The organism is Noviherbaspirillum album (assembly GCF_035916955.1).
GTDB lineage: Bacteria > Pseudomonadota > Gammaproteobacteria > Burkholderiales > Burkholderiaceae_D > Noviherbaspirillum > Noviherbaspirillum album.
Genome location: NZ_JAWIIV010000011.1, coordinates 183160 through 200541 on the forward strand (window position 1 = coordinate 183160; position 17382 = coordinate 200541).

Genomic DNA, 17382 nt, shown 5'->3' on the forward strand with positions numbered 1-17382 from the left:
CAACTTATCCCGTACGGAGAGAACTATGACAACCACAGTAGCCATTCAACGCGTTCTTGAACCTAGCGACAGCGAATATCCTGACCTGCCTGCCATCTGCGAAGTTACCCTGCTTGAAGGCTCCATTTCCGAAGCGTTCCAATTGATGGAAGCCGGCTTGGGTACGTTTTTCGACGTCCACGCCTTTAATGTCAAAATCGTCAACGACACTGCATTGACGTTTTGTACCTTCGAAATGATCAACCCCGGCAAAACGTTCACCTGGTCTTTGCCCTATCCAGTGGAATTGCTTGTGCAACAGGCCCACGCCCGCGTTTTCAATGTGATCGAACGCCACGCGCTTCTCGCCAGACTGGCGTACCGAGACAAGCACTTGCATCCTTTCGCGCAGAACTACAAATCGGCACAAACCGCCGGGAAGGGTCTGGTGGTATTTGACAAGAATGGGGACACCATAGAGATCGGCGCCATGTGCAAATACGGAAGTTTGTCCACGGGAAGGGAAGGGACTGGATGGGTTTGCGACCTCTCCACACATCCTCTGCGGCCCGTCGCGGTCCGTCCGGACGATTCCGTCGGCTATTGGTCTTTAGGCATGATGTCTTCGGAGGTCGTACTGCTGTAACTGCCGATTTCCGGCCAGCTAAATGCATTAACCGTTGTTTCAGGCCCATCCCATGGATGGGCCTTTTTAATGGCGATCGCGTCTGCGCGTCTCCAGTAGTAGCGGCAATAGCCGAGTCGCTTGTATACGAATGTTCGCCATTTCCCACTACCAGGCTTCGCGAGCCATAGGTACTTCACGTGACTTACTAACCCCCACTCAGGAACTCCGTGGGATAGTAACCACGGGGATGCAACATGGACACAATTATCAAAAAGACAGTAGAAGAAGTGTTTGGCATTACCGATGGCCAGTTTCAGCGCGCCGTCGTGCGCATCTTCCCATCCACGCCAGCAACGCCCAAAGCGATCAATGGCTTCAAGTTCACGACTGACAGCCTTCGCCGCCTGATGATCTGGTCGGCCTCAGCATCAATCCCGGAAGGCCATTTTGATGCGGTGATGAAGCGCAACCTGATGATTTTCGGACCTACTGGCTGCGGCAAGACGCAGTTGCTCAAGGAGTTCTGCGCCAGGACCGGCCGGCCATTGTTCCGTTACCAGTGCAGCGAAGATTCGGAAGTGTCCCAGCTGTTCGGCACCTGGAAGCTGTGCAAGCCTATCGCCAAGGAGGAAGTCGATCCAGAAGCCGGGCTGCTGGAGAAGGGCGCTCAGGGCATTGCCAAGGCGATCGAGCGTCTTGCTGTTACTGTCAAGCGCATGACAGGCGTTGGACCTGAGATGACGTTTGTCGACGGACCCGTACTTCGCTGGGCCCGGACTCCAAACGCGATTCTGCTGCTTGACGAGTGGGATCAGCTATCCCCGACGGTTGCCATGAGCTTGAACGGCATTCTTGACGGAGATGTCATCGAGGTGCCGGAAACGGGAGAGCGGATCGCCATTTCCAAAGGGTGCCTGATCGCTGCTACCGGTAACACCAACGGTCGTAACTCTGCCGGCGGCAACGGCGGGAGCGCAGCGCTCTACAAAGGGGTCAAGCGGCAGAACATCGCCTCCCTTGATCGGTTCTTCGTCATCAATGCGACTTACCTTTCGGAAGCGGAAGAGAAGGAACTGCTGGAAAAGCAGGTAAAAATCCCATCGGCGGCAGCAACCGCAATGGCAAGCCTGGCCGCCAAGATCCGAACACAGTTCATGGGTCTAAACGAGGACGCCGGCGCCAACGGGGAGCCACTTGAGTTCACCATCACAACTCGTAATCTGCTCAACTGGGGTATGGCATGGCAACTCCTGACAGTTACCGGAATGGACCCTCAATCGGCATTCAAGGAATCCCTCAACATGACCCTGCTCGATTTCGGCACCGCAGCTGAACGCAAAGCAGTTCTCGACGCATGGGACACCATCATCGGTGACAAGATCTCATGATTCCGTAATCTAACCCCACCCCGGCAGCCACGCCGGGGTGTTTCTTTTTGGCGGGAGATTACGAGTCCGTGTTGGCCATAACGAAGTACAAGGCGTCGTCAAGGATACGTCACTTGACCATACCTCCCATAACTTACGGAGCGCCACGGGATCGTAACCGTGCCGTCTTGCTCATGTTTGATCATCAGTTTCATGCGTTTTCAGAATCAAGCGTGTCTTTACTCGATCAGCATGCCTTGCAAGGTATGGACATTGATCTACCACCCAGCATTTGCGGGTTGGTAGCGACAGAGTTGGAAGTGGAGGAGATCCACATCTTCCCTGTCGCCGAGTGATGCACCGCCCACAGCCACCGACACCTCGCTTCACGCGAGGTGTTTTTTTACGCCCAGCGTCCTGTCTTCCACCTCGATGTTTGCCATACCAGGACGTAACGCCAAACCAGCGGCATTCTCGAAAGCCACAACGGCAAAACCATTTACCCGCCCGTAGCGGCTCTACGCACGGCGACTGGAGGAACTATGCGAAACAGACAATTCGCGTTGGATGGGCTCGACGGCCTGTTCGAATTTACCAATGCGCAGGTCAACCCGGACCGACATTCCACGTCCGTCCAAGATACCGACCACCCGCTCTATCGGCGGCGGACTATAGCTATGGTTGGAGATGATGTGGTGGCCAATGCGCTGGCATCGGACGCGACCAGCAGGCGCATCATGGCAAAGGGGCTCATGCCTGTCGAGGGCCAGATCGTAGGCGCCCGTTTGAACCTCAACATCATGAAATCTAAGGGAGTGGCAGTGCAAACCATCCATTCTGGCAACAGCTCCGACGGATATAGGCGCGGAAAAGGCCTCTATAACGGCTCAGCACTCGCATACCTGAAATATGTTTGCTTGACCGACGCATTTTTCAATGTTGGTCAGGCAGCCCGGGAAAGAATTGCTTCTGCTGTAGAGCCGAAGCACCCCATGGGTTCGGTGGACGGCGCGTACTCACTTGCCGAGCCAAATTTCGACGGTGTTGAAGTTCGTTTCGACCCCCGTCGGCTTCATCTGTTCTGCAGTGAAGATAACCGCCCCATCCAATACGCCGAGTTCGTCACGCTTTACGCCAACCGGGTCTATGCCCGCGGCCGATTGATCTTCTTTGATGAAGCCACGGCACCAGCGAAGGTCGGCACCTCTCCAAGTGAAGTCAGGTTCTAACCTATTGCTTAGGCGTGTCTTCCTAACCCTTTAGCCCACGCATCAGCGTGGGCTTTTCCTTTTGCAGAGCGCCCACGTAATGCGACCACTGGCAAATCCGCATCGATGTTATTCATTTCTATGGGCGAGGCCTATGCAATGTGGCCATTTCTTTGATCTCTAACAGGAGCTTTCCGGAAAGCCGGATCGAAAACTATGAATGAAATGCAGATACTGGACGACGTCGTTCTGATTGACGTTATTGTTGGCGGGTCCACCGGCGAGCGCACCGTGGAATCGAATGACTTTATCCGTGAGGTCGGCCGCATGCTCCCCAAAGGCACCTTCTCGTGGATTTCCAAATACCGCTCCGAAGCTAAACGGGAAATTCTCAAAGTGGGAGTTGCACGCAAGGTCGACACACGCGTCATTGGCTATTTCGTCCCATCGAAGTTCGCCAAGCAGGTGTCGGAGAAGCTGCTGACGATCCGTGAGGAATTTCTAGCGGAAAAAGCTATATTCCTTCAGAAGGTGCCGACGCTCATCGAAGAATGGGCCTCCCATCCTACGAACGCAGTCGCCAAAAGCAGCGGCGTGCTGCAGGCGGACCTGATCCGCTTACACGCGCCACGTCCCTCCGAACTCGACCGCATGCTCAAGTTCGCAATGTCGGCAACGATGGTGAAATCTGCCGGTGTTTTTGGCGAAGCCGATTCGTTGATCACGGAAGTCAAAGGTCTGGCAGGGCAGGCGGCCGCAGAGATCGCGGATGACATCAAGGTGTCGTGGAAAGGCCCGGCTGGTGGGAAAACGACCTCGCGCGTGCTTGGCCTGGTCCGTCGAATCAGAAACAAAGCTGATGCGATGGCCATCCTATCGCCTAAGTTCACGGACCTGCGCGACATGTGCGATAAAGTGATTCAGGCAGTGCCTGCAACAGGAACGATCGAGGGCATTGAATTTCTTCAGGTGTCTGCGCTGCTGGAGTATTGCAGCAAGCCAGAGAATATCCTGACCGTTCACAGCGTGCCGTTTGATCCACTGGACGTCATTACGGCAGAACCGGAGAACCAGGTCGCTGCCGACACATCCAGCGTCCAAATGCCTCTTGAAAGCCTTTCGCTCATTTTCGGCGCGGCAGATGCAACGTCGCAGTCCGTCGACAACCCAACGCCTCCACCACCGCCCGTGGTGCACAAGCCGGCAGCCTTCCTTGAGTTCTAACACCTCAAGGCCCTAAAACAACGACGCCTCAGAATCCCACCGGATCTGAGGCGTTTCTTATTGAAACCCGACGATTTAGAACGTCTTCTTGGTCTTGGTCATCTTTTCTGCCAATTCGGGGTCCTCGACTTCCGCTCGACGAAGAAGTGATTTCTGATAGACGGTTTCATATAGCATCACGATTCCGGTCCGGGTCGGGATCGACAGTGATTCCCATTCCTTGGCCGACGGCGCCCACGCTGCCCACGAAGGATCGACTTTCATCTTCTCATAGGCGGCTTTGAGATGGGCGTTCATATCGCCAGGGAAGAAGTCCGACGGTTCCAGATAGTCCGCCAGTACCATGACCTGCACGATGGGAATTTCAAGGAATTCAGCGATTCGCTCCATCTTGCCCTTGTCGAGCGAATTCATCTTACGATGGCCGTTTGTCAGGGAATTCCAGTAGATCGGCGTAATCCCCATAATATCGGCGATATACCGGTCGCTGACACCGAGTTCAGCGACTCGCTGTTTCAGCCTTGCGATCAGCCGAAAGCCCGGGACGCGCGACTTCTTGCTGCCATGACCTTCGGGGAACAGTTCCCCTGTACTTTGGTCGTCCTCGGGTTGCGCAGTAACTCTCGTCTTTGTACGTGCCTGTTTGGTAGCTGTTTTCGCAGCCGGCGCACTGCCCGCCGCCGTTTTGTTCGTTGCCTGTCGAGGCATAGCCGATCCTTTTCTTCGCAAGCGGCCCCCGCCTGCGTATCCGTCAAATAACCAATCACGGGTACGCATACGAGCGCCACATTTTGTCGTCCCAGTATAGCAAGCGTAATTCTATACAGTTATGTTGAATTTGCAAGATTCGCGCCAGATCTAGCGCCACCCTTAGCGCCCGACAGGGATGCGGGTAACAAGTAGAAATCCTAGCAGTATTGTGTTTAACCGTTTGCGGTTATTCCTAGCTGTTATGTATAATGTTTCCGCACAACCACAATTCGAAGGAGTATTCCCTTGCTGCCCTTAGACGCCAAACGCAATACTGAATCGTATTCCTACCCCAACGGGATGTTGAACATCGGCTGGATTGCCGGCGTCCTGCGGCATCCCGGAAATGGCACCTGCTTCATTCAGCAGACCGCCTCCGAAAACCACATGATTCCTATCGAGTTTGACCCTCGTAAGTCGCCGATTCCGCGTGACGTGAAAGAACTCGACATCGTCATGGCGTATTGCCATGTGTCCGGCTTCAAGGATGGCGATCAACGTTCCTTGCGTCTTCGCGCGATCCGGTTCGAGGCGGCTAACACCATGCATATGGACAAGCGCTTCATTGAGGACCTCGTCAAGAAGTGGGAAACCAAGGTTCACGATGCGGCCAAGCGTACGGCGACACCGGAGGCAATCAAGGCGTTACAAGCCACACAGCCCCAGTCAATCCAGGAACGCCTTAGCGCGTTCGATTGGCGCGTCATGCAAATGAATCGGAACGCATCCAACCAGGTCCGTCTCGCAGGTTTTGTGCAAGCCAAATCTCTTGAGCGCAATCGCGTGATCGACGGCAAGCCGGTGAACGATCGACTGGTTGTCTTGCTGCGTCAGACCGAAGATCCAGACAAGTGCATCCCCATTCGCTGGTACTCCCGCAACCTCGAGCCGTTGGCCAATATGCTGCGCCGTGGTCTTCCCATTGTCGTTTCTGGCGAGGTGCGCCTTGACGTGAAGTCGGTCGGTGCTCCCGATCCTGAGAGCGGCGTCGCTCCTGTTTCCAAGGTCCCGTTCATTCAGGCCAAGGACTTACCGGGACCGGTACCTCCCGACTCCGATATGATTCGGATCGATCCATGGTGGGCGGTCGAGCTGTTCAACAATCTCGGGAAACCGGCCGCCTCTGCGGCGCCAGCACAAGACGAAGCGAGTAAGGCTGCAGAATTCGCCGCCCAATTCCAGACCGCGAACGTCCAACCCGAATCCTGACACTCGGCTACAGCCTTCCACCGATCCAGCCAGCGCCTCTCATAGTCTCTGGCTGTTTTTCTTTTCCTACCCTGATTATTGCGGGATACCGCGCGGATGAGTAAAACTCTAATTATTGCGGAGAAGCCCTCCGTAGCGAAGGATATCGCGGTCGCACTTGGCGGCTTCCAGCGGGAGAAAACATGGTTCGAGCGCGATGACGTTGTCATCACATCAGCCATAGGACACCTTGTCGAGTTGGACGTGCCAGAAGCAGCAGTCAGCGGCCGTGATCTGGCAAGTCTACCCGTTATACCCGCCCGATTCGGGTTGCGCGTCATCGACAGGACAAAGGACCAATTTGCGCTCGTTGAGCGGCTCATGCGACGAAAGGACGTAACACTCGTCGTCAACGCCTGTGATGCAGGGCGTGAAGGCGAGCTCATCTTTCGCCTTATTTACGAGCTGGCTGAGTGCCGCAAGCCAACGCAACGCATGTGGTTACAGTCAATGACGCCTGGTGCGATCCGCGCTGGATACGCCAACATGCGACCCGGCAGCGACTTCGATGCGCTGGCGGATGCCGCACGGTGTCGCGGGGAGGCGGACTGGCTCATTGGCATCAACGGCTCACGCGGCATTACACGCCTGCATGAGAAGGAAAAGCGCGTTGCTGAGCAAATGACTGCCGGCCGGGTGCAGACGCCGACTCTTGCCATTCTGGTATTTCTTGAGCATACCATTCGAGACTTCGTGCCGCAGGACTATTGGGAGGTTCATGCGTCCTTCGGTGCTGTAGCCGGCGCCTATGACGCAAAGTGGTTCAATCACAAAGGCCAGGAAGCAGGCGAAGACGGATCTGCCTACCGTATTGCCGACGTCGCAAAGGCACAAGCGATACTCTCAAGATGTAAGGGCGTGGCACCTACGTCGGTCGCTGACACCAGCAAGACGCAGACGAAGTCTCCGCCGCGCCTGTTCGACCTCACGACCTTGCAGCGGGAGGCGAACAGGCGCTTCAAGTTCTCGGCGAAAAAGACCTTGGACATCGCTCAATCGCTGTACGAAAAGCACAAGGTAACGACCTACCCGAGGACCGATTCGACTGCATTGCCTGAAGACTACGTCGGCAAGGCGGCCGCCGTCATGAAGCTGTTCGACGGAACCACCTACGGACCGCTTGCCGAAAAGGTGGTCAACAACCATTGGGTCAAGCCAGATAAAAGAATATTTGACAATTCCAAGATTTCTGACCATTTCGCCATTATCCCAAACGGGCAGCGGCCGCAAAGCCTGGACGCTTCGGAGGCGAAGATCTACGACCTGATCGTCAGGCGCTTTCTCGCTGCATTCTTCCCGCCGGCAATCTATGAGCAAACGGTCCGGATCACCGTCGTATGCGACGAACATTTCAAGTCAACCGGTAGGGTGCTTGTATCCGCTGGATGGTTGGAGGTTTATGGAACCGATACGGACGATGATGGGAAGACGCCTACTCTTTGTTCGGTAGACCCGTCCGAGGTCGTCAACCCGTTAGACATGGCCATCAAGGCATTGAAGACAAAAGCCCCGGCGCGACTGACAGAAGCCACGCTACTCGGTGCGATGGAGAGTGCTGGAAAGCTCATAGATGACGATGAGCTACGGGAGGCAATGAAAGGAAAGGGCCTCGGCACACCCGCGACGCGGGCTGCAATCATCGAAGGGCTGTTATCAGACCAGGACGGGCAGGGACGTCCTAAGGAGCCTTACGTCACTCGCGTTGACAATCACCTCGTGCCGACCAGCAAGGGTATGGGCCTTATCGAATTTCTGGTGCAAAACAAACTCGATGCCTTGACCTCCCCGCGCATGACCGGCGACTGGGAGCAAAAACTGCATTTGATGGAACAAGGAAAGTACAGCCGGCTGTCGTTCATGAGCGAGATAGCAACGATGACGAGCGACATCCTATCTACGATTAAAGCCAAGGCTGCATCAATTGTTCCTCCACCGGAAGCCAGTCTGACGGTCACTTGCCCGCGCTGCTCCGCCTCGCTGGTAGCAAATCTCCGGACGATCGACTGTGAGGCCCAGTGCGGATTCCAACTGTGGCTGACAGTCGCAGATAAAAAGCTCTCGCTTCCTCAAGCCGAGGCGCTACTGCGAGACGGTCAGTTGCCCGCAGTCGACGGCTTCTATAGCAAAGCAAAGAAAAAATCTTTTTCGGCGGGTCTGGCTCTAGACCAGACCGGCAAGGTCACTTTCGTCTTCAACTCTTCGAACGGCGCCGCCGGACAGCAAAGTGCAGCAGACAAATCGGTTGTGCAATGTCCCAGCTGCAGTAAGGCGATGCGACGGATCAAAGGCGGGAAGGGCCACTTTTGGGGTTGTTCAGGCTACAACACAGGGTGCCATACAACGCTGGACGACAAGGATGGCAAGCCGGTGCCCAAGCACAATGCGAAATCGTCGACTTCCGAGTTCATATGAGACACAACAGAAATCCCATCGTCAGAGATGTCGCCGTCGTTGCCATGTTCTGGTGGTCAGTCTTTTCTCTGGTTCACGCGTACCAGGTCTTCGATTCAAGCTACTCATTGCGCGAAAACTGGGACTACTTCGTGAACCTGTATGCGCACATGCCGCGACATCTACGGTGGTGCGCCGGCGGCGCGTTCATCGGCGCGTTCCTCAGCCTATGGACAATCTTCTTCAAACGTGACCTTGCAAGAGGCCGCGTCGCTCCTACGGAACATCTGGGTGTTCATTGCACGATGGGGAAGGTCCCCTTTTTGGCGAAGGAGGCTCCGCGCGCGAAAAAGAAGGCGACCCTTCCCATCACCAGCAAGGTCATCAAGGGATGGCTCGATGCGAACAAGGAGCGCCATCCGGAACACGTTGCGCTCTTCAACGCGGTGTGGGAGACATTGTCGGCTCACAAGAGCCATCCCGCGAGTCCGTATCGCGCTGGACATGGCGGCAAGCTGCTCTGGGAACATTCCCAGAATGTCGCCGAACAGGCGCTCCTTCGCGCAAAGGACTGGAAGTACGACGGAATTTTCTTCGATGACGGTCGGCGCAAACGCACGTTGGTCATCCCGAAGCTAAATCCGAACTATGCCTTCGACCCCGATGATCCATTGATCCCGCTCGTCGCGATCGCGCACGACCTAGGCAAGATCGAGACATATATCCTGCAGCCGGATGGTTCAGTGAAATCATTGGAATCCCGGAACGGTATACGGCATGACGGCAAGTCCGCCCAGATGCTTGCACGGATGGCAGAATTCCATAACCTCCCCGGCAATGACTCATGGATACTGGTCGACGTCGTAGGGCAGTACCACAACAAGTTGCACATGAGAGTCGACAAGTCCGGGGCATGCTATGACGACCGTGTCGGCTCGCTTATCCAGTTTCTCAACGATGTGGATCGAGCAACGGGTATTCTGGAATGCGGTGGTGCTGAAGGCGCCGAAGCAACTCTTTCAGAAGAGGATAGTCAGAATATATATAAGGCCTTTGTTGACATCGTTACGGAACACGGCCGTATCAACGGCACTGGAGATCATGCTGTCGACAAGCGTTTCAAGATCGGACAGAAACACGAAGGCCTTATCTACATCAGGGAGCAATTTGTCCGTCAGTTGATTCTGAAGAAGGTCCAGATTAGTCAGGAACAAGGTACAGCCCGGTACAGATCCACACTGGCTTTGCTTAGGATGTTGGAAGATAAGGGGCTCCTTTCATGTACCGTGAATGGATATGATTTCAGCGAGTATCTCCCACTGCAGACAGTGACTTTTCACGACGCAGCCGGTAAGTACATCACAACGTGGGACAAGGTGATCGTCATCCGACTGAACCCGGCTGCCTCCGAGTTGATGTCGCTCGCCCGACTGCAGAACTTTACGCCGAAGGCGAGGGTGAAAGGCCATTTCTACGGCCATCAGCCAGCACTGAAGGGCGACACGAAACTTGCGGAAATGCTGCAACTGGCGTTCGGGAAGGATGCGGTTGCCTCGACCCATGACGATAAGGCCTCTGGAAATGATGAGCAGCCAGTGGACGACGGCTATTTTGAGGATAGCCCTCCCGCGCTGGCGAGCAGCACCGAAGCAAATCCGATCGCCTTGCCTTCTTCTACGCCCGCGGTACCAAAGGAAGCCCTAGCCGCCGAGGACGAAACTCCGGAAGTGATTCTGGACTCCGCTGTAACGATGAGCAACTCGACACCAGGCGCTATGGCACATAGCACAGCTATGAGCTTGGATGACGTTCTCGGGGATCTTCAACCCGTTAGCCAGGACATTGATATCTTTACAGGACGCGCTATCGCGCAGCCAAAGAAGGCGACGGTGCTTGATAGTGCTGCAAACCTGCAGCGTGCAGTGCCCGACGAGGTCGCAACTATGCCTTCGGCACCGGCCAGATCACAAGTTGACCCATCTCTGCCGCCCACGAAACCTTTGGTAACGAAAGGGCCAAGTATGGAGGAAGCAAAAGCTCGATTTGAGGAATCAAGGAAGGGTTGGATAGGCCGCCGGGAAATTCACTTTCAAAAGGTTAGCGAAGGAAGCGCGAATGCCACGAAACCGAGTGCCGACTCACTTGCGCAAATTCAGGATGCTGTTGCCAACAATCGCCTTTTCACCCTTCACAAGCACGACGGCATACATTACGTCGAAAAGGTCAAAGTCGAAGCACTGTTTCCAGACTTGGATTTGGACAGCCTTATTGAATCCAAACGCATAACAAGGATGGAACTGGCAAACATCGTGGCTGTGGGGATACCGGAGAAGCGCTAGATTCGGATCGCCGATTCAGGAGGAGGAAGGATAATCGCCAGCCGGCCTGCCGGCGAAGAAAAATAGCCCTGCGTGCGTAAGCAAGCAGGGCCAAGTCATTTACTGGATTCGCGCAACGGTGATAACGCGATTCCTGTCTGATACACGTACAGATTGTCCGACGCGGAGCAGGGCGACATCATACCGGTCGGCATAGTTATACCCATGCGATGCACAAAAGTAGTTAAGCGTTACATCAAACGGCCCCCTGTTCCCCTCGTCTGCCTGCTCTTCACGGCGGTATAGACGGCTTGCAATGAAGTCGTTGGCGTCTTCTGTCATGGCAAAATCAAGAAGCCGCTTGGCGTCCCGGCTATCCCAATTCCAGTCCTCACCGCCGGCGTGATAGAACATCATCTCCGCGACATCTGTGCAAAGCACCGCAAACTCTGGCGCTTCGCCCTCGAATGGCGGCGAGCCGACTGCTTCGACATACCAGGCGATCAGCTGTTCTGCTGACATCCTTGATGCGTTCTGTATAAACTGGAACTGCGAAATGGTCGGCTGGTACGAGTTGATCGATGCCTTGATCGTCTCAAAGTCGTCTGACTGGTCGATATCGCGAAGGTATTCCATATCTTGATCGTAGAGCGTCAGGGAAAACCGCGGTCTTCCTTTGACCTCCCGTTTCGACGGGTCCAGATAATCGATCCAAAGCCGCAGAAAGTAACCATTCCAAAGTTTGCGGGCAAAGGAAGGCATCGTATCGTTATGCCAGCTTTCATCGGTGAAGCATTCAGGCAACACGACATCCAATTCGCCAAACGAAGCGAACTCTCTCTGGTAGCGCGGCAGATCGGCTAATGGCATTGGGGAATCGGGTATTGCTTCACCGTCACGATACGCCGTTGACAGATGTTTCGGCATACAGCTAATGTCCTCGGCGCGGTACCACCCGGCAGCGAGTCCATACTGTGCCGCGTGACGATCCAGTCCATTGATGAGTGCCTTTTGCGCGCCATCCTGCTCCGCTCCGTACGCCTCGAATGAGAAATTGGCGGTCTCCAAGGCCGCTTTGTAGAAATGTACAGGTTCCATATCTTCCGTTTCTTGTTGGGTAGGGTTTATAAGGAAAGAACGGCCCGGGAAAGGGCCGCTCAAGAACATCAGAGGGGTTTGTGCAGAACAACGGTGATCGTCCGGACAAGCGTGCCGCTGCTGCGGAACGACCCTTCAGGATTGTCGTAATAGCGTCCGTAGACGCGCACGAAATCGCGAAACTCCGCGCTTCGACGGTCCTGACGGTATGCTGCGCCGCCAGACATGATTGAAGTGAGCTTCCCGCCCGGCGCCAGTAGATCCCAAGCATGTAGGACGTGCTTTATATCAGCCTGTTTTGCGAAAGGCGGGTTCATGCAGATCGCGTCAAATCTTCGATCCGTTTTGAAGTCCATGAAATCACCCATGACCGGATCGAAACCGAGCGTCCGCAGGACATCGACGTTCTGCTGTTGTAACTCGACGGTAGTTACGTTTTCATGGCCAGTAATGGCAGCCAGCTCGACAGCGATATTTCCGATGCCGGCGCTGGGCTCCAATATACACATTCCCGGCGCAATTCCGGCCTCGCGCACCAGGTTTAGCACCAGATCTTTTGGAGTCGGAAAGAACCCATGATTGTCGGGCTTCTCGTAGGTGCCGGTCTGAATCACGTTATCGATCAAGTCAGCGGGGTCGTTTGCAAACACATGCCCACCAGCCCTTCGATCCCATTTGCCGCCAATGGCCCGCAGTATTCGGTCCACCTTGGCGTAGGCACTTCGGTCCAGCTGCCGATGGAACTTCACTACGTTCCCGACAACTTCCGCTTCGGAGAGAAGGCCGATCGCACCGAGGTCAAGATCAGACGGATCCTGCAGCGAGGAGGTCGACGACTCGGCCCGACCGCCAAGCCTCACCTCGATGAATTCGAGCGTGGAACCTGCTTGGCCCATTACCACTGAAGCGTGTCCAGCGGAGTCGGGCCACGATCTTCGGTGCGATAAGGTCTCGGACAACTCGGCCGCAATTTCAACCCAGTTGACTTCGCCTTCCACCCAGTACGAAAGAAATAAGCGCCGGCCCATGACACCGGCGCGCTCGTCATCGTCCTTGACTACAATAACCGATGTGAAATAGCTGGCGAGTTTGACCGGATCAACTTCGCCGGCGCCATTGGCAAACATCGCAAGGTTGTGATGGATTTTTGCTTCCTGGCCAATATAGAGTGAAGCACAGTACGTCGCAGAATTGCTGTACCCCTCATAACGAGGAGCCGAAGCTGCTTTGATTGCATAAACTTCCTGCATTGCGTTTTTCATATCATCTCCTGAGTAGTAACCGGACTGCCAAAGTCCGTATGCGTGGCTCTAGGTGATGAGTCACATGAATAAGCAATCAGCCAAAGAAAATCGCCCTCGATCCGATAGGAAGGAGGGCGATTTGTTACGGTTTGGAGCGATCAGACGGTTAGTACGCCACATTCTGATGGCTGCGCGGAGTGAACGACCTTGCCGCATTCTCGTAGCTCGATGTTGACGCACTCCCTTCGAAGCAAGTGTTGCAGGTACAGCTGCCCCCAGGCCGAGTAGCCGCTGACATCGAGCGCAACCAAACCGTTGTCCTTCACAAAGTCACGGATCGCCGTAACTAGCCTTGTGGCCAGTTTGCGATTCTTGTACTCGGGATCCACAGAGAGATAGCTCAACGTCAGTGCATCGGGTTCCAGATTATCGAGGCAACACGCCAATGCCACGATTCGATCACCGAGCTCAATACCGAAGAAAAGCTCTCCACCGAACAGGACAGTAGAGAAATATTGAAGCCGCGTTGTCATCGCCTCGGCTGGGGATTCGCGTATGCACTTCGCTTCACCGGCACCATACCTAGCCATAAAGGCGTTGCCGGCGAGCTGAAACACGGGTGTTTCCATAACATCTCCTTTGATAGGTTAGCGTGATTACTGTAGATATTCAGCAAACCTCGCTGATAGTTATGAACTACATCGAACTGCAAGTCTCGATGCCATAGCGGAAGGCATCATTGACAGCCGTTCCAGCATATATGCCCTAACGGTTGGTCCCTACATTGGATCGGTGACCCACTGTTTCAGGTTGCAAACGCTGATACGATAACGGCTCCTATGTCTCGAGCATTCCAGATGTCTGACGCTTCCCCACACAAAGCACTGAAAACGGTATACAAGAAAGGCGACCTGAGGAGAATGCTCAGTGTGCTCGGCGCCATTGCTGCGTTGGAGAAGGCAACGCTAATTCGAATCGCGGACAAAACCGGACTTTCAAACAAGACCGTGACTGCGCTGATCGACCAAGCGCGGGAACAAGCAGGAGTGACCATTGAAAAGATTGGGCCACAATATCGGATAACCGACTGGGGCTTGGTGATTAGACCAGAGGGTGCCGATCTGGCGTTGACAGGTGCGTTAGACGCACCTAGTATCTGATCGTTAGCTTTTCTTCGATGGATCTTCACCATGGACGACACCAGCATAGTCGCGTCAGAACGCGCACCTTCCCTTGAATCTCTCATAGCAAAGCATCGAGCAAGTGCGCGATATGGGATTTACCGTAATCGTCTTGCCGATGACGCCTGCCGGCACTTACGGGAGGACCTTCCGTACCGCGGATTGACGTACGACGAGGCAATAGCGATACGTAATCGCCTTGATGCCGAGGCTAGGACTACGGCAGGAAATCCGCTTTCGTCATGGGGATTGACCATGCATTTTCTCCGACTCGAAAAGCCAACGGCCGCCGTCATCGACAACCGTGGATGAGCTACGTCGTATATGTCAGGGTCACTGGCTCCAACAAGGGAGCGCATCAGTACGTGATCATCGACGGCATCAAGATCGGGGAAATATGGCGCCAGCAAGTAAGGCAATCAACGTCCTGTGGAACGAGAGGCCTGAAGTGGCGATGGTTTGCGGTGTCATATCGTAGGCTTGGCCAGCCTAGTGTACCGTTCGAATTATCGTCGGACGGATATGGTACGAAAGATAAGGCAATTGACGCACTAGAGAGCGTCGTTTGTCGACTTTCATGGTTATGGAGATTTGGTCATGACAACGGGACAACTTCTTGCTCTCATTATTTTCGTTGCAACCGCAGCGGTCGTGTATGCGTCATGGCGTGCCGGAAAGACTCCAGCACTGATTGGACTAGTCGCCGTTTTTGGATTCGGTAGTGCAGCTCTGTCGCTTTACAAAGACGCGGAGCAAGCCCAGGTGCAGGAACGAGAGTCCTACAAAGATCGGGCTGTTACAAGGTAAGGATAGGTAGAAAGTCGCGATGCTTCGCCGAGTTATCGCTTCCAAAAACGAATGAGAAACCGCACTAATTTGCACCGAAAGGACGGAACCCTCAAAATGCGAGCTATTCGTAAGCCATTGAAAAATATGGAAACGTAAAAAGAAACCGCACTAAAATGCACGGGAAGTACACCTACCCTTTGATGGCCACTTGTTCAAGCTATTTTCAAACGTCCCAGTGCCGGCTATTTTCAGATGTCCCGGTTTATTGCTCGGGGTTGTCTGTTCACGCAGCCGCGCCGCGGAATAAGAAGTAAGAGCAGGGCAGCCTTGCCCCATCACTGTTGCCTGCAAGACCGGAAGTCGAGTCTGTCGATTTCTTCAGTGAATGGTTTTGGCAATGGCTTGCTCAACATCCCACTGATTTATTTTGCGCTGGCTCTTGGTCCCGGGAGCTGCCTTTGCCTTGCGTGGCGGTGCGCCGGAATTTGTCCGTGCAGGTGCAGGATGACTGCGTCGGTTATCCCGTTGCTGCTGGATTAACTGCGCAATCTGTAGCACATGGCCCAAACGTTTATTCTCCACAATGGCACCTTGATCGACTTCCGGTAGCCGGTCATATCGGACATACGGCAGCACATTGCCGTCAGCGCGTATTTCAAGCCGTCCGTCAGGATAGTCATAGACTTCGATGTAGCGTCCTATCAGTCCGCGCGTATGTGCAGTATCGGCTAGCAGGTAGATCGCCTTGTCATATTGAAGTGTTAATACATGCGACACCTTGCGCGGTTCGCGTACCGTAAAGATCAGATCCAGATCCTCGTCCTCACGGACCTGGCGATGAGCATCGAAATCATTGCGTGGTGGCTTGGCAAAGCGCCGGTTGTAGTCAGCAATAAAGCAGGGTGCGTACGCATTGGCAGCCACCATCGTGGAGATCCCCTGTAGTCGCAATTCCTTGACCAGGCGGTCTTGCAGCGTCAGGTTGGCACGTTCGACACGTCCCTTGGCCTGACTGCTATTGGCACATAGGATTTCGATATTGAGCTCGTACAGGACACGGCCAAACTGGGTGATGCCTGAAACCTTGTCGCTCCGCTTGCAATTGACGCGGAATACTGATGCCTTATCGCTGTAAAACGCTTGTGGCTTGCCATGCCGTTCCAGATAAGCCCGTGTCGCTTCGAAATAGCTGAAGGTTGACTCGCTATAGGTAAAATGGAGATACATCAGCCGGCTGGTGGCGTCGTCAATATAGACCAAGAGCGTGCAGGCGGGGCCACGATCTTCAAACCAATGGTGATCACTACCGTCGATTTGGATCAGTTCGCCAACGCAATGCCGGCGGTTGCGCGGCTGATAAATCGCTGACGATCTTAATTTCCGCGGTATCCATAAGCCTGCTTCAGACATTAACTTGCGCACGGTCTCCTTGGCGAGCACGATGCCATGGCATTCGCGCAGCTTCTCACAGGCTAGCGTCGGCCCAAAATCCGGATAGCGGTCCCGGATGATCGATAATGCCATGCTAGCGAGTCCTGGTGCTAGCTGGCGGTGCCCGCGTTGGCCGCGCTGATGAGATACGACAGCGGCATTTCCTTCAGCTCGATAACGCTTAACTAGCCGATTTATTTGGCGCTTAGACAATTCCAATCGTTGTGCGGCAGTCGATGCCCGTAGCTTGCCGTCAACGACTGCCTGAATGGTTTTTAGACGATCCAACTCGCGCATGCTCATGGTCAATAATGCAGTACGGGCCATGATGTGCCTCCAGAAACAGATAAGCACTTAGCATGGAACGTCTAGCGTCCTCCAGTTTGCCTAAACCGGGACATTCTGATTTGGCTAGATCGAGACATTCTAGTCTAGCCACTACACCACTTGTCAACGCCAAGTTCAAATGTCCGCTATCGGGCAAAGTTCAAATGTCCGGTTTAAAGGGCGGTATTCGTGGTGTTTT

The 17382-nt window shown here is 54.4% G+C and carries 13 protein-coding genes; 8 read left to right on the forward strand and 5 right to left on the reverse strand.

The features are described from left to right. Window positions 1-25 precede the first annotated feature (25 nt). The 4 genes from RY831_RS15295 to RY831_RS15310 all read left to right on the forward strand — a co-directional run bounded on the left by RY831_RS15295 (window position 26) and on the right by RY831_RS15310 (window position 4406). Complete coding sequence (locus RY831_RS15295) at window positions 26-625, forward strand: hypothetical protein (RefSeq protein ID WP_326507235.1); 600 nt, start codon at window positions 26-28, stop codon at window positions 623-625. Between the two features lie 236 nt (window positions 626-861). Continuing rightward, a complete protein-coding gene (locus tag RY831_RS15300) occupies window positions 862-1995 on the forward strand; it encodes an AAA family ATPase (protein WP_326507236.1) in 1134 nt (377 codons plus the stop codon). Between the two features lie 521 nt (window positions 1996-2516). Continuing rightward, the gene (locus RY831_RS15305; protein WP_326507237.1) at window positions 2517-3203 is read left to right on the forward strand and encodes a L5-gp82 domain-containing phage-derived protein; all 687 of its coding nucleotides are present in this window, start codon (window positions 2517-2519) and stop codon (window positions 3201-3203) included. Between the two features lie 195 nt (window positions 3204-3398). Next, on the forward strand, window positions 3399-4406 hold the full coding sequence (locus RY831_RS15310; protein WP_326507238.1) for a DUF3150 domain-containing protein: 1008 nt from the start codon (window positions 3399-3401) through the stop codon (window positions 4404-4406). Between the two features lie 75 nt (window positions 4407-4481). Here RY831_RS15310 and RY831_RS15315 read toward each other — a convergent pair whose 3' ends face one another. Further along, window positions 4482-5114 carry a helix-turn-helix domain-containing protein gene (locus tag RY831_RS15315; protein WP_326507239.1) on the reverse strand — a complete coding sequence of 211 codons (633 nt, stop codon included), beginning with the start codon at window positions 5112-5114 and terminating at the stop codon, window positions 4482-4484. 288 nt (window positions 5115-5402) lie between these two features. Between RY831_RS15315 and RY831_RS15320 the strand changes: the two genes are divergently transcribed. The 3 genes from RY831_RS15320 (at window position 5403) to RY831_RS15330 (ending at window position 11134) form a co-directional block, all read left to right on the forward strand. Then, window positions 5403-6365 carry a hypothetical protein gene (locus RY831_RS15320; protein ID WP_326507240.1) on the forward strand — a complete coding sequence of 321 codons (963 nt, stop codon included), beginning with the start codon at window positions 5403-5405 and terminating at the stop codon, window positions 6363-6365. 96 nt (window positions 6366-6461) lie between these two features. Beyond that, window positions 6462-8816, forward strand: coding sequence for a DNA topoisomerase (locus RY831_RS15325; RefSeq protein ID WP_326507241.1), 2355 nt, complete (start codon window positions 6462-6464; stop codon window positions 8814-8816). After that, window positions 8813-11134, forward strand: coding sequence for an HD domain-containing protein (locus RY831_RS15330; RefSeq protein ID WP_326507242.1), 2322 nt, complete (start codon window positions 8813-8815; stop codon window positions 11132-11134). Before RY831_RS15325 ends, RY831_RS15330 begins: the two co-directional genes overlap by 4 nt. Window positions 11135-11233: 99 nt before the next feature. Here the strand turns inward: RY831_RS15330 and RY831_RS15335 are convergent, their stop codons facing one another. The 3 genes from RY831_RS15335 to RY831_RS15345 form a co-directional block, all read right to left on the reverse strand. After that, a complete protein-coding gene (locus tag RY831_RS15335) occupies window positions 11234-12211 on the reverse strand; it encodes a hypothetical protein (protein ID WP_326507243.1) in 978 nt (325 codons plus the stop codon). Between the two features lie 68 nt (window positions 12212-12279). Beyond that, on the reverse strand, window positions 12280-13473 hold the full coding sequence (locus RY831_RS15340) for a methyltransferase (protein ID WP_326507244.1): 1194 nt from the start codon (window positions 13471-13473) through the stop codon (window positions 12280-12282). A 140-nt stretch (window positions 13474-13613) separates the two neighbouring features. Continuing rightward, window positions 13614-14084 (reverse strand): GNAT family N-acetyltransferase, encoded by a 471-nt coding sequence (locus RY831_RS15345; protein ID WP_326507245.1) that lies wholly within the window; start codon window positions 14082-14084, stop codon window positions 13614-13616. 228 nt (window positions 14085-14312) lie between these two features. On the opposite strand from RY831_RS15345, the gene RY831_RS15350 reads away from it, so the two are divergent. Next, window positions 14313-14615, forward strand: coding sequence for a hypothetical protein (locus RY831_RS15350; protein ID WP_326507246.1), 303 nt, complete (start codon window positions 14313-14315; stop codon window positions 14613-14615). A gap of 1188 nt (window positions 14616-15803) precedes the next feature. Here the strand turns inward: RY831_RS15350 and RY831_RS15355 are convergent. Beyond that, entirely contained in the window at window positions 15804-17183 is a 1380-nt protein-coding gene (locus tag RY831_RS15355) for an ISNCY family transposase (RefSeq protein WP_437126274.1), read from the reverse strand. Between the last annotated feature and the right edge of the window lie 199 nt (window positions 17184-17382).

Coding starts and splice junctions, on each gene's coding strand:
- RY831_RS15295 (WP_326507235.1), top strand. CDS start 26: ATGACAACCACAGTAGCCATTCAACGCGTTCTTGAACCTAGCGACAGC.
- RY831_RS15300 (WP_326507236.1), top strand. CDS start 862: ATGGACACAATTATCAAAAAGACAGTAGAAGAAGTGTTTGGCATTACC.
- RY831_RS15305 (WP_326507237.1), top strand. CDS start 2,517: ATGCGAAACAGACAATTCGCGTTGGATGGGCTCGACGGCCTGTTCGAA.
- RY831_RS15310 (WP_326507238.1), top strand. CDS start 3,399: ATGAATGAAATGCAGATACTGGACGACGTCGTTCTGATTGACGTTATT.
- RY831_RS15315 (WP_326507239.1), bottom strand. CDS start 5,114: ATGCCTCGACAGGCAACGAACAAAACGGCGGCGGGCAGTGCGCCGGCT.
- RY831_RS15325 (WP_326507241.1), top strand. CDS start 6,462: ATGAGTAAAACTCTAATTATTGCGGAGAAGCCCTCCGTAGCGAAGGAT.
- RY831_RS15330 (WP_326507242.1), top strand. CDS start 8,813: ATGAGACACAACAGAAATCCCATCGTCAGAGATGTCGCCGTCGTTGCC.
- RY831_RS15335 (WP_326507243.1), bottom strand. CDS start 12,211: ATGGAACCTGTACATTTCTACAAAGCGGCCTTGGAGACCGCCAATTTC.
- RY831_RS15340 (WP_326507244.1), bottom strand. CDS start 13,473: ATGAAAAACGCAATGCAGGAAGTTTATGCAATCAAAGCAGCTTCGGCT.
- RY831_RS15345 (WP_326507245.1), bottom strand. CDS start 14,084: ATGGAAACACCCGTGTTTCAGCTCGCCGGCAACGCCTTTATGGCTAGG.
- RY831_RS15350 (WP_326507246.1), top strand. CDS start 14,313: ATGTCTGACGCTTCCCCACACAAAGCACTGAAAACGGTATACAAGAAA.
- RY831_RS15355 (WP_437126274.1), bottom strand. CDS start 17,183: ATGGCCCGTACTGCATTATTGACCATGAGCATGCGCGAGTTGGATCGT.